This window comes from Pedobacter sp. TM02, from assembly GCF_059705275.1.
The window spans coordinates 434,778-448,142 of record NZ_AP046530.1 but is presented as its reverse complement, the minus strand read 5'-3'; the positions used below and the strand labels follow the sequence as shown (position 1 = coordinate 448,142).

The 13,365-nt window shown below is 45.8% G+C and carries 7 protein-coding genes; all 7 read right to left on the bottom strand.

Annotated elements, in window-relative coordinates; genetic code table 11:
• Positions 1 to 19: 19 nt before the first annotated feature.
• Positions 20 to 1,468 carry an alpha-L-fucosidase gene (locus AC6H1S_RS01945; protein WP_497564927.1) on the bottom strand — a complete coding sequence of 483 codons (1,449 nt, stop codon included), beginning with the start codon at positions 1,466 to 1,468 and terminating at the stop codon, positions 20 to 22.
• 64 nt (positions 1,469 to 1,532) lie between these two features.
• A complete protein-coding gene (locus tag AC6H1S_RS01940) occupies positions 1,533 to 3,782 on the bottom strand; it encodes a glycosyl hydrolase family 95 catalytic domain-containing protein (protein WP_497564926.1) in 2,250 nt (749 codons plus the stop codon).
• A complete protein-coding gene (locus AC6H1S_RS01935; RefSeq protein WP_497564925.1) occupies positions 3,782 to 5,380 on the bottom strand; it encodes a beta-N-acetylhexosaminidase in 1,599 nt (532 codons plus the stop codon). Before AC6H1S_RS01935 ends, AC6H1S_RS01940 begins: the two co-directional genes overlap by 1 nt.
• Positions 5,377 to 6,762 (bottom strand): alpha-L-fucosidase, encoded by a 1,386-nt coding sequence (locus AC6H1S_RS01930; RefSeq protein WP_497564924.1) that lies wholly within the window; start codon positions 6,760 to 6,762, stop codon positions 5,377 to 5,379. Before AC6H1S_RS01930 ends, AC6H1S_RS01935 begins: the two co-directional genes overlap by 4 nt.
• A 91-nt stretch (positions 6,763 to 6,853) precedes the next feature.
• Entirely contained in the window at positions 6,854 to 8,281 is a 1,428-nt protein-coding gene (locus AC6H1S_RS01925; RefSeq protein ID WP_497564923.1) for a hypothetical protein, read from the bottom strand.
• Positions 8,282 to 8,432: 151 nt separating this feature from the next.
• The gene (locus AC6H1S_RS01920; protein ID WP_497564922.1) at positions 8,433 to 10,250 is read right to left on the bottom strand and encodes a RagB/SusD family nutrient uptake outer membrane protein; all 1,818 of its coding nucleotides are present in this window, start codon (positions 10,248 to 10,250) and stop codon (positions 8,433 to 8,435) included.
• Between the two features lie 17 nt (positions 10,251 to 10,267).
• Positions 10,268 to 13,348, bottom strand: coding sequence for a SusC/RagA family TonB-linked outer membrane protein (locus AC6H1S_RS01915; protein WP_497564921.1), 3,081 nt, complete (start codon positions 13,346 to 13,348; stop codon positions 10,268 to 10,270).
• Positions 13,349 to 13,365 lie beyond the last annotated feature (17 nt).

The window sequence follows — 13,365 nt, the reverse complement described above, 5'->3', positions numbered from 1 at the left end:
TGCAATTAATATATAGGGTTTAGGTTTTGGCATCGCCGAAAGTGCTCTGCTTTTTGTTGGTTTTTTCCAGGTCGATGGTCATAACATAAGGTTGCTTAGGGTTGAAACCATCAGGGAGGACTACATCGTAGTACAGGTTTTTATCGCGATCCATACCCATATCTATGCGTTTTACCGACAGTTTCTTGCCGGCTACGGTTACTTGTTTAGGTTCGTCGGCATAATCGCGCGGAATAGCCAGGCGCAATACCTTATTTACCGGCTGGTTGAATACGGTTAAAAAGAGCTGCTGCCCTTTTTTGGTGTAATAGCCATAATCAGGTTTGGGCAAGCCGGCATAACGTGTACCATAGATGGCTTCACTGTTTTGGCCTACCCATTGCCCCAACTGCTGCGCAATATTTCCTTCTTCGGGCCTGATGTTGCCCTTGCCATCGGGACCGAAATTGATCACCAGATTGCCATTCATCGAAACTGCCTGCATCAGCATCTGGCTCAAATCGGAAGCGGTTTTAACATATGACGATTTCCAGTCGGAGTTATAGCCCCATTGATTTGGCGGAATGGTCATTACACAATCCCAGTCTCTACCGGCTACCACATCATAGCTGGCCGGCAATTTACGCTCCCAGCCTTGTTCGTAATCGCCCATCAATTTATTATTGCTATCAAAATGGCGCTTGCCGTTCTCGTCGGCCCTGAAACGGCTGCCAATAATGAGGCCTGGATGAATTTTGCGCAGCTCTTTTTCCAGTGCATCGGTAAAACCGGCCTGTTTAATCCAAGCCTGGTCCCAGGTGCCATCAAACCAAAAGCCCTTGGTGCTTGGATAGCGCTCGAGCAGTTCGAGCAGCTGGTTTTTGGTAAACTGCTTAAAATCTTCGTAAGCCAAGCTGTCTTTTTCGGTTTTGGGCGCTGCGCTGCGGTAACCCGGATGGTTCCAATCGATAATCGAAAAATACAGGTACACATCAATCCCTTCGGCATTATAGGCATCAACCACCTGTTTTACGATATCCTTTTTGTAAGGGGTATTTTTAATGGTGTATTCGGTGTATTTGCTCGGCCACAAGCAAAAACCATCGTGGTGCTTGGTGGTAAAAATCAAATATTTCGCACCCATGTCTTTGGCTTGCTTGGCCCATTTTTTGGCATCAAAATCGACCGGATTAAACTGTTTGTACAGGTTGTCGTAGGTTTCTTTCCAATTGGCCGGCGCACCGTTGCCTCCCCATGACCTGATCCATTCGGCCGCCCCATTGTAGCTCTTGCCTTCCCAATGGCCGCCCGGAATGGCATAAACGCCCCAGTGGATAAACTGGCCCAAGCCGTAGTCGCGCCAACGTTCCATGTCGGCGTCGTTTCTGTTGCCGGTACGATGGGCGCCATATTTTAACGGAATGGTGTCGGTTTTAACCGCAGCTGTTTGCTGGGCCATGGCCGTACTCCCGCCTATGGCAAGCGCCACAAGACACGCTAATTTTAGTTTTCGAAGTTGAGGTGTTGTTTTCATATAAATTTCAGATGTGCTGTTACTTGGTTTTGCCTTTGTTCAATCCCCATTGCCAGTCTTTGTAAAACTCGTAGGCTACGGGAAAAATCATTTTGTTGGTATCTTTTGAGGCGAAAAATTCGATGATTTGGCCAGGTTCGGTTTCGAAAGTAAGGAGCTGCTTGCCCTCCAACTGTGTGTGCTTCAATGATGGCGCCTTGCCTTTGTCGCTTTTTACCACCAGCGGTTTGAGCGTAGTTTGCAACGTACAGGTACCACCAATTTTGCTTTTGATCTTGATGTAGGTAGTATTGCCATTTTCTAGCTTGGCTGACACTTCGAAGGCGCCTACGGCCAATAACTGATCAAATGCCGCATTTTTCCAGGCAACAGGTATAGCCGGAAAAACCCGGATCTTACCGCCCCACGACTGGAGCAGCATTTCCTGCACCGAGGTCAAAGCCGACAAAGGAGTTTCGATTACCGGGCCTGATTCTTCGTAAAGCGTATTCGGCCTGATGTATTTATCGAACAGCTGGTTGAGCATGTCGTAAGCCAGATCGCCTTTGCCCATACTGGCATACAGCGATGCGGCACCCGTAAAAGTGTAACCCTGCAGGGCTCCTTTGAGCGATAGCCAGTGTTGGATAGATTTTTCGATAACCTCATGATTTTTAGGGTCATCCCAATTCACCAAATGATAGGGATAAATCATCATCAAGTGCGAATAATGGCGATGTGAGCTTTCTAGGGCCACATCTTTTCCAATCATAAACCCGGTTTCGTTTTGCGGATATGGAGTCAGGTTGGTTTTGATTGCTTTCCACTTGGCAGCATCCTTATCTTTCAGCCCAAGCTCGTTGTTAATCGCCATGAGCGTATTTAACGCCCAATTTAAAGAGGCCAGACCATAGTTGGCATCTACGGCACTTTTATATTCGGGCGAAAACGATTCGCGCAGATGGTAAATGCCCTGCTCGTCTTTTGTCAATACATGGATCAAGAAATTAGTGCTTCTTTTGAGCAAGGGATAGATTTTATCCTTAAGCGTAGCCCGATCGCCGGTATACAAATAATACTGGTAGTAATAAAAAAGGGTCCAGGTCAGGTTTGCCGATTCAAAGCTGCCTTTTTCTATTTCGGCTTCGCTTATTTTGCTTACCAGGTTATAAGATGACGACCGGCCGATGGCGGCCGCGTCGTTTTGCCAGGCTTTGGGCACATTTTCAATCAGGTTGTTCTGATAGCGGTTCAGGGCCTCGAACAAAGGCTCGGCCAGCTCTACATGGTTAGAAGTAAACAGGGGCGAATAAGTGAGCTGCGTATTCAAATTCCACCAAATGGCAGGCCAAGGCGTAGGATTGGTCCAGGGTCCCATCAGGTCTATCATGGGCTTGGTTGGGCGCGTTAAGGCCGCCAACTTGTACAATTGCGCCCAATAAAAGGTTTCCATACGCTTATCGGGTACCGAAACAAAACTTTTAGGATAGTAATTGCGCCACCAATTTTCGTGTTCGGCAAAATTGGCACTGCTTTTTTGGAAGCCGATTAGGTTTTGCTGAGCTAGGGCTGTCTCCTCCCTGCTGTTGTCTTCGTCATAGCCAATACTGATCATGGTTTGGGCGTGTTGATTATCGGAAATAGTTTGATAAACCGTTGAATAGCCGCCACCATTAAGCAAGGCTTGATGATAAATGGTGAACCCGTTATTCGTTGTTTTTTCGATAGGTGGATTTGGTGCGAAAGCTGCAGGCTTGTCTTTAGGATAGCTTTGCAAAAAACGCGGACTGATGCTGGGCTCGGGTACAAACTCCAACTGTGGCTGTTCTTTTCCCCTACCTTGCAAATCGATGGTAATGACGTCTTTTACGGCCGATACATAGGCCATAAACTGAACCTCGCCCGAGTCGGTGGTCAGTTTTCCTTCGGCCAATGCCCTGTAGATATCGAGCTTGGCCGTAGCAGTTAAAATACGGCCCTTGGTTACGAGTTTAAAATAGCCAATGGGCAAACGGGCCTGCGTGTAAAGCTTGCTCGCTGCTGGATATAGCGCCACACGATTATCGGTTACATCGCTACGGCCAATGGCGAAACGCAGCGCTTCTTTTTCGGGCTGATAAATGTTAACGCCCAGCAAGCCATTGCCCAGCAGGACACCGCTGTAATAGTTTCGGCCAATGGCATCCCATTGCATGGCTTGTTGGTCCATAAACGATGACCAATTGAGGCGCTGGGCTTTGGCTACAAAACCGGTGGCCGATAAGCAGATCAAAAAAAGCCATCTTCTCATTAGTCTTTATAATTTAGCGGCAACCTGCGCTTGCTGGCCGGCTCGGGGGTTTGTATGGGGTTAAAAGGATTATAAAAGTTCAATCCAGCTTTTTTATACCAATCGATATGGATTTTTACCTGATTTAGAAACTGTTCGTCGTTTCTAGCTGCCGGCGCTGTCCAGGCCGCAGCGGCCAAGGCCGCCAAACGCGGAAACACCAGGTAATCGAAGCGTTGCTCGTTCTGAACGGTTTCTGTCCACAGGTTGGCCTGCAACCCCAAAACAGTTGTAGTAGGTTTGCTGGTGAAGGCAGCCGCATCAAAATGGTACACCGAAAGCAGGTCGTTGAATTTGCCATCCCACTTGCGGCCATGCTGATGGCTTTTGTCCTGAACAAAATCGAAATATAAAGGCAATCGCGGGCAGAGCACCGTAGCATAGCCTTTATCTAGCGCTTGTTCCAGCTGGATTGGCTTATCATGGCGCCACCAAAAGATCACCGTGTTTTCAACAGGCAAACCGGCATCAACCATTTCGTCCCACACCGCCACTTTACCCTGCATGGCGAAAACCGAATCGGCCATGCGTTTCATAAAATAACGTTCTACGGCCAGGTTATTGGCCAAGCCATGTTGCTGTTTTAAGGCTGTAATGCCACTATCGGCATTCCATTTTTCGTTGCCAAAGCTTACTTCATCGCCTCCCAAATGAATGAGGTTTGAAGGAAATAGCAACTGCGTTTCTTGCAGGATATTGGCCAAATAGGCATAGGTTTTTTCCTTGCCTGGATTAAAGGTAAACTCCGGATGGTCTTTAGAGCCGCCGCCGGTAAAGGCCGGGTAAGCCCTATTGGCCGCCGTAGCATGTCCGGGCATATCAATTTCGGGGATCACTTCTATAAAACGCGTGGCGGCATAGGCCACAATTTCTTGCACATCGGCCTGGCTGTAATATTGGGCCGGCTCATTGGGGTCGGTGTAGGTGCCAATGCCTCCAATTAAAGTTAGCATCGGGTATTTTTTAATGGCCAAGCGCCAGGCTGGCTCATCGGTCAGGTGCCAATGGAAACGGTTGAGCTTGTATAGCGCCATCCAATCGAGCAGGGCCTTTACTTTCTTTTTGCCAAAGAAGTGCCTCGATTCGTCGAGCATAAAGCCACGCCATTGGTACAACGGTTCATCTTTAATAAGCAATGATGGTATTTTCAGGCTGTTTTTAAATTCGCCAGCACCCCGCAACAGCTGCAACAGCGACTGGATGCCGTTAAACACGCCATTACCTGTTGGCGCTTCAATCACAATTTGTGAAGGGTTGACGGTTAGCTGATAAGCCCCTTTAACGCCAGGCTTACCGCTCAGTTTTAAAACAATGGTGGCTTTTTTGTCTTTGCCTGGGTAAAAGTTAAGGCCGTACAGCTGAAAAAGACTTTGCCTCAAATACTGTTGCTGGCTTTGCAGCTCCTCGCTTAAGGCAAAGATCGTTGTATTTTGATCAAAAGTGAATGTACCTGTCTGTACCGTCACCTGCTTTGGATAAGGGATAATGGCCAATGGTGCCTGTGCCCTCAGCCCTAGGCCCAGCAGGCCTAAAAAAATCGTGCAGAGGACTTTGTTCATTTCAGGTCTATTTTTAAGGTATATATTGGAATAGGGTTTGTTTTCGAAAAGTCTGCCGGAAGCGTAATGGCTACTCCTTCGGCGGTTTGCTGCCACTCTACTTTTTTACGGTTGCCCAATAAACCAATGGCTTTTATAGGCATCCCATTTAGGCTTTTGAGCCGTAGCGATTGGTTGTGCCAACTTCTGAGCAGGACATATACCGTTCGGCCTTTGGTGGTAAAAAACACATCGGCTTTGGTAGATTTAGGCGTAGCATCGTGTACGGCATCTTTCATGGTATTTTTATCGTCGGTTTTTGAGGTTTCTTTGTCATAGCCTTCGGCTGGTAGGCGAAATGGCGAGGTACCGGTAATGGCTTCTTGGTTAATTTTCATCCAGGCGCCAATGGTGTCGAGCCTTTTAACGGCCCAGTTGGGAAAGGCGCCATTGCCCATCGGCCCTACGTTGAGCAGGAGGTTGCCGTTGTTGGCCACGACATCAATAAGGTTGCGCACCAGCATTTCGGCCGATTTCCAGGTACTATCGTGACGGCTATAGCCCCAGTTTTTGCCAATGGTGATGCAGGCTTCCCAGGCTTTTTTCGACGAGGCATCCAGGGTTTGTTCCGAAATGGAAAAATCGCCATAACCACCGCCAATACGATTGTTGACCAGGCATTGTGGCTGCAATTGGGCAACCAGCGCGCGCAATTCGGCGCTTTCCTTTTTGCTGATCAGTTCGGGTGTATCGAACCACAGCACGCCTATCGGGCCGTAATTGCTTAATAATTCTTTGATTTGAGGTTTTACTTTGCGCTCAAAATAGCGGCTAAACACCTTGGCATCTTCGTTCGGATAATCCCAGGTATTGCTTCGCCCCGCTTTTACCGGCCAGTTGGTAGGCACATCTGGGTCTTCCCAATCGCGCCCCAGCGAGTAATACAGGCAGAGCTTGAGGTTGTATTTTTTGCAGGCTGCCGCCAGTTCGGCCAGCGGATCCCGCTTAAATGGGGTTTGTTTTACGATGTTGTACTGACTTACCGCCGAATTGTACATGGCAAAACCATCGTGGTGTTTGGTGGTATAAACAATGTATTTCATCCCAGTAGCCTTGGCTTGCTTCACCCAAGTTTCGGCATTAAATTGGATAGGGTTAAAATCGTTGGCAATGGTGGCATAGGTTTTTACAGGGATGCGTTCGTAGAGCATGAAATGCTCGCCTCCCTTGGCCGGATGCCCATTCCAATCGCCAGCTGTTTGCGAGTACAAGCCCCAGTGCAAGAACAATCCGAACTTGGCATTTTTAAACCAAGTAAGATCTGGCTTGGCCATGGTTTGTGCCATCGTTAAACAGCTCGCCAATACGAAATACAGCAGTATAATCGATTTTTTAATTTTCATTTATGTTTTTCCTTAGGTAAACTAAGGCTAATATACTTATTTAAAAACCCCAGTGCCCAATGGGCACCAGGGATACTTAACTACTAAACTATTAAAGTGCTATTACCTTTATTGACGATGCTTTATCATTGAATGTAGAAACATAAGAACTTGATGAAGTAAGTTCAATGCTGCTTCCGGTAAAATTGTCGCCATCGTACATAATTACTTTTATACCCAGGCCAACATTTACAGATGACACGTCGTTATTGCTAATGCCCATGCTGATCAGATCGGCAGTGGTGTAATTGCCTACAGGCAACGATACCCCATAGCCACCATAGCTGGCATTTTGGAAAAATTTGGCCGATCCATTTACGCCCAATTGTGGCACGCCACTTAAAAACGAGAAAGAATAAGCTTTAGAAATGGTACTGCCATTATTCAACAACAGCTTAACCCTTAGTTCATAAGGCTCGTTGGTTTTATAATAAAGATCGTTGAGCGCCATGGTACCAGTTAAGGTGTTTCCAGCTCCGGGATTAAATCGCCAGGTTACGGCATTATAATCGGCATCGCTGGCGCTTGTTTTTGGATCGAGGTATACCAGAATGTCGCTCACGGTTTTATCACTTGTAAAATTACCTGTTAAACTAAAAGTTTGTGCCGTACTATTGTAGGTCATGTTGGCATTAAGGGTTGTAGTGGCGCTACCATAAGGTGTTTCACTTGGCGAAGGATCCTGAAAAACCTCGTTTCGGTTCAATATCGCGGCATCAACACCGGTGAGGAAAGTAGGTTGGCCTTTGCTAAAGGTTACGTTGCCATCAGACATTAACGAAGTACCCAAAGTTGGTTGTTCTGAGGTGTATTTTCCATGATCATGAGGCAGGTTTAATCCATGGCCCAATTCGTGCAGCATACCCCCAATGTAGTTTGAGCTCGGATTAGGGATTTTGCTGACGGCCATATTGCTGTTATCGAGGGCGAAGCAATATTTGCCATAGCCGTAAAACGGTTGCCCATCGCTGCTGGCATCGGTACGTTGCGGCAGCAAAATAAGCATGTGCTGCGAATTGGAGAACTCGCTGGCATGCGTGGCTTTGTAGGCATTCACTTCGTTGATGATTTTATTGGCCGAAATACTCGAGCTGTAAGGATAATCGGCTTGCGGACCTGCCGCAGGGATTTCGATAAACTTAACGAGACCGCTGGTATCTTTGGCCAAGCCCATATACTTGTCGTAGCCATAGCGCGACATTTCGGTATGCAACCAGTTTTGAAAATGTACCATCAAATCGGTTAAACGGGTTTTGTAGTCGCTTAATGCCGGATTATCTGTAGGCACAAACATTACGATGTTTAGGTTTTTGGGATTGGTTACAAAAGTTGGAACGGTATAGCCTGAGGGTAGGGTTGATTGGGTTGCTACCTTGAGGCTATTGGTGGTTACTGGGGTTACTTTCGCCTTTTCGCAGGCACTTAAAAGTGCAACCCCCACTACTAAAGAGGCTAAAAGATTTGTTTTTCTTGTTTTCATGGTTTTAGATTGATTTAGGTAAAAAATGCTCAGCAGGTGGTTCTATGCTTGCTGAACTATAATTGTGGTTAGCATATTCGAAAAACTACATACTTTTATAAGGAGCATAAACTGATTAAAACCAGCTTATGCTCCACTTATCCACCACACTCTACCATCCAGGATTTTGAACCAACAAATTTTTAGACTTTAATATTTCGGCCAATGGAATAGGCACGAAATACATGGCTGGGGCAATAAATTTGGTGGTAAACACATTTTGAACTTCATATTTAAAAGGATATGGGCTGCCTGCTGCATTTTGCGTAGCACGCATCAACTGCAAGGCCCCACTTTCTGTTTGTTCGGCTGTTTTCCATCTGCGGGTATCGTAAAACCAATGGCCTTCTCCATAAAACTCTACACGGTATTCGTTTCTGATCAGCGTACGCAAATTGTCTTTGCTAATGCCGGTCGGAATGCCATAGCGGTTATCAGCTCCTGCGGCTACTCCACCTCTGCTCCTGATTTTATTCAGCTCTACCACCGCCGCTTCGGTTTGTCCCAATTCGTTCAATGCTTCGGCATAGCCCATGATCATTTCTGCCAAGCGGATTACCGGCAACGAACGATCTACGGTTAAACTATTGTAAGGAATCCTGTCGTTGCACATTTTACGGGTATAATAGCCAGTTTTGGTATAATAAGCCTCTATCCCATCGCCCACACGTGTACCCGCAGCATTCGAGTAAATATTAATCGTAGCCAATGCCGTAGTAGTTTTACTGGTCATGGTAGCCTGATTATAGATAATCGAATTATAGAACCTCGGGTCGCGATTTTTATAAGGATCTAATGCGTTAAAGCCCGAACCACTTTCGCTGATCATTTTACCGTTGGCCATACCGAAAGCCTCCACCAAGTTTTGGCTCGGGTTCATATAGGTTAAATCGGTAGCATTGCTATTGGAGCGCGGAAACCAAGCGCGTTCTAAGTTACCTGCAGTGGCCGATTGGCTAGTGGCCGATCCAAGGGCGATATTATACGCAAAGATGAATTCTGAGTTTTTACGGCCACTGGTAAACAATTTCCAAAAACCATTTCCTGGTGTTGTGTTATCAACCACCAAAGCATAGTCTGGCAAATCGATCACCGCTTTACAGGCATCGGCCGCTTTTTGCCACAAGGAAGCATCATAATTGGCCGAATAGCAAATTAAAGGCAATACACTAGCATTAGTTGAAGCCGGACTACCGTTAAACAGCGGACTTGCAGCAGTAAGCAACAACCTGGCTTTAAAAGCTTTACAAGCACCCGAAGTAGCCCTACCATAATTAATGGCTTCGAGTGTTAAAGCCGAAGGCAGGTCTGCGGCAGCTTTGTCGTACTCGCTGGCTACATAATCAACGCACTCTTTGTAGGTATTGCGTTTGTAGTCGTAGGTCGGGAAATCATCGCTCACGTCATCGCCCATTAACTGTACGCCACCGTAAAAACGGATCAGCATCTGATAATAAAAAGCTCTCAAGAAACGAGCCTCGGCAATCATTGTCTTTTTACGGGCAGCAGAAATTGGCGATTGAGGTACGTTGGCCATGAACTTGTTGGCCGCCCTCACCTTTTTGTACAATAATGCCCACATGGCCAGTAAGGGATGCGAGTTGGAGTTGGCCGTACCTGATAAAAATACGTTCTGGCCAGAATAACCACTGGCGGCATTAGAGCTCAAGGTTTCAAAACTATCGTTCCAATCGCTGCTGCCTGGGCCACCGCCTGTAGCCCCACCTATGGTATTACGGTAAGGATGGATATCCAAACCAGTATTATAATAGATGTTGTTCAAGAAGTTAAAAGTCATTGCACTATCGGCAAAAACTTTTGCTTCGGTAAGTGGCTCTACTTTAGGATCTAAAGAACCGCCCTTTTTACAAGATACAATCAATAGGGTGCCCGAAACGGCCAATGCTATTGCTAATATTTTACTTTTCATCTCTTTACATTTTTTAATTATAGCCCAAACTGTATCCCGAAATTAAATACCCTTTGTTGCGGGTATTCGCCCACTGATGAAGACAGTGCCGATTCAGGGTCGACGAAAGAAGGAATTTTGCTGTACACCAAGCCCATGTTATAACCATTGGCGTATACCCTAATGTTGTTTACATGGAGTTTTTTAGCAAATGTGGTTGGGAAGCGATAGCCTACTTCGAACTGTTTCCATCTGATGAAATCGCCAGGTACATACCAAAAGGTAGAAAGGTTGGCCCCATCAAAACCATTCTGTGCACCTGCCAAGTCGGGGAAAGTAGCAGAACCAGCGGTAACTGGCGTCCAACGGGTAGCATTCCATGGCACCGACACGCGGTCTGGCCTGCCATAGCCCAAAGAGCCACGGTACATGCTGATAATGTATTTGAACGAACCTTGGAACAAGGTAGAAACATCAAATCCTTTGTAAGAAAAACCAAGGCTCAAGCCCCCGGTAAAGTTCGGATTGTTATCGCCAATGTAACCTCTATCGTTTGCATCGATAATGCCATCGCCATTGAGGTCCTTAAACTTAACCGAGCCCAAGTTGATGGTACTCAACTGCGTAGAAGAAGCCAATTTAGGCGAGTTGTACAAATCGTAAAGGCTTTCGTAGAAACCATCGTAAGTATACTGGAACGTTGCGCCTACAGGTTTGCCCGTAGAAGCTAACCAAGGATAAAGATAGCTTGGCTCATCTCTGTATAAAACTTTGTTTCTGGCATAGGTAACGTTGGTATTCACAAATAAGCTAAAGTCTTTACCGATTTTATCCCTATAGGTAAGATCCAATTCGTAACCTTTATTAGATACTTTGCCCAAGTTATAAGGAGGCAATGAAGCTCCGAAAGAACTCGGGATCAAACCTGGCGTGGTTAAGATATCTTTGGTTACCTTTTTAAAGTAATCGGCAGTAATCGATAGGCGCGAGCCAAAAAGCTTCAGGTCTATACCGGCATCAAAATCTTCGGTAGTCATCCAGGTAATGTTGGCATTGCCCAAGGTTGGCTCTACTATACCGCCATAGCTTTGCGGGGTTTCGCCAAAGATGATACCACTGGCGCCAGTACCGTAAGATTTTTGGTAAATGTAGGTGTTGCTACCAATATTGTCATTACCGGTCAAACCATAAGAGGCCCTCAGTTTCAAGAAATCGATAAACTTCAGGTTGTCTTTGATAAAGCTTTCTTCGCTTACATTCCAACCAATACTTGCCGCCGGGAACCATTGGAAACGCTTGCTCGATTCGAAACGGTCTGAACCATTATAGGCAGCTGTTAAATCAAGCAGATATTTTTGGTTATAGGCATAAGTGAGCTTTCCGGTAAATCCTTTAATGTTGTAAGGATCGGCCGCTACACTACCTGATGGATCGGCGTTATAGGTAGTTTGGTTGTACAAGGCTAACGCGCTTACCGCATGCTTATCGAAAGTACGGCTATAGTTTAAGCTTGCCCTTAAATTTAAGGTGCGGTTGGTACCCGAGTTAGAGGAACTTCTGCTCAATGCGCCCATACGGTATAAGTTAGGCGTTACCGGATCGTATTTACCCGTGTTTACATTATAGGTATAAGCCAAGATTTCTGATGAGCTTCTGGTCAAGTTTCTGCTAAAGCCATAATCGCTAGCAAAAGACAACAAACCGTTGGCCGAAAGCCCTTTGGTAATGAAATTAAGCTCTTGATTGGCGCTGGTTACCGCTGCAATGTTATTGGTATAAGAACGGTTATAGCCCGAGTACATTAAATTGGCTACCGGATTGGGTTTGGTTAAAGAAGAAGCAGAACTGGCGATTAAACCATTTTGCCAATAAACAGGGTATAAAAAGCCCGATAACTCGCCATTCCATAAATATTGGAAGGTAGAACCTCCGTTATTCCAAGGCTTATCGTTAGGCTCGTTGGTTACCCCAAACCTGCCTGATAAATCTAGCTTGATCTTTAAGGTTTTTGTAGGCGTAATGTCTACGTTCGATCTAAAGTTGTAACGGTTGTACATGTAGTTCGATTGGTAGCCTTGGCCTTCTGAAAAATCTTTGAACAAACCACCTTGGTACAAATAGCCTAGGTTCACAAAGTATTTCACCGTTTCGGAGCCTCCAGAAATATCAAAGTTGATACGGTTTTGGATACTCACTTTTTTAATCACCTCATCCCACCAGTTAACATTTGGAAAATTGTAGGGATCATCGTTTAACAAATAATGTTGCAAGTTATTGCCAGCAAAAAAGTTAGAATAAGAGTTTAACGGATTGGTATATTGACCTGCCAAACGCTCCCTCAACAAATTCAAGGTGGTATAACCATCATTCACTTCTGGGCGCTGCGTTGGAATTTGCAAACCTGTTTCGTTCTTAAAAGTTAAAGCAGGCTTGCCCGAACTGCCTCGGCGTGTAGTAATAATGATTACGCCATTGGCGCCTCTTACACCATACACCGCTGTAGTTGAAGCATCTTTTAAAATGGTTACGGTTTCTACCTCATTCGGATCGATCTGACTGATCTGATCAGAAGTAAATTCTACATCGTCAACAATAATCAATGGCGTAGTACCACCGGCATAGGTATTAATGCCCCTAATTTGAAAAGCAGCACCGTCTCTGCCTGGTTGCCCACTTCTTTGCTGCGAGAAAAATCCTGGCAAGCGACCAGCCAGGGTATTTTGCAAACTGGCCGATGGACTTTGCCTAATTTCCTTACCAGAAATAGAACTTACCGAACCTGTAAGCGTTACTTTTTTAGCGGTTTGGCCCACACCCAACACTACTACCTCTTCCAAACCTTTGGTATCGCTTTCTAGTTTTACTTGAATATCGGACTTGCCTGTCACATTGATCTCTTGCGACAAAAAGCCGATCGACTTCACTACGATGATGCCTTGTGTACCTCTTAATTTTAAGGTAAACTTGCCCTTCTCGTCGGTTTGCGTACCGTTTGTATTAAATTCTTTTTCGTAAATGGTTGCTGCCGGAATTGGACCTTGCCCATCAGACACCGTACCATTAACCACTTTACCTGTTTGTGCCCAAGCGTTATTTGCAATAAAGAACGTCAGAAACAAGCAAATACATGATATGA

Coding starts and splice junctions, on each gene's coding strand:
- AC6H1S_RS01940 (WP_497564926.1), bottom strand. CDS start 3,782: ATGAGAAGATGGCTTTTTTTGATCTGCTTATCGGCCACCGGTTTTGTA.
- AC6H1S_RS01935 (WP_497564925.1), bottom strand. CDS start 5,380: ATGAACAAAGTCCTCTGCACGATTTTTTTAGGCCTGCTGGGCCTAGGG.
- AC6H1S_RS01930 (WP_497564924.1), bottom strand. CDS start 6,762: ATGAAAATTAAAAAATCGATTATACTGCTGTATTTCGTATTGGCGAGC.
- AC6H1S_RS01925 (WP_497564923.1), bottom strand. CDS start 8,281: ATGAAAACAAGAAAAACAAATCTTTTAGCCTCTTTAGTAGTGGGGGTT.
- AC6H1S_RS01920 (WP_497564922.1), bottom strand. CDS start 10,250: ATGAAAAGTAAAATATTAGCAATAGCATTGGCCGTTTCGGGCACCCTA.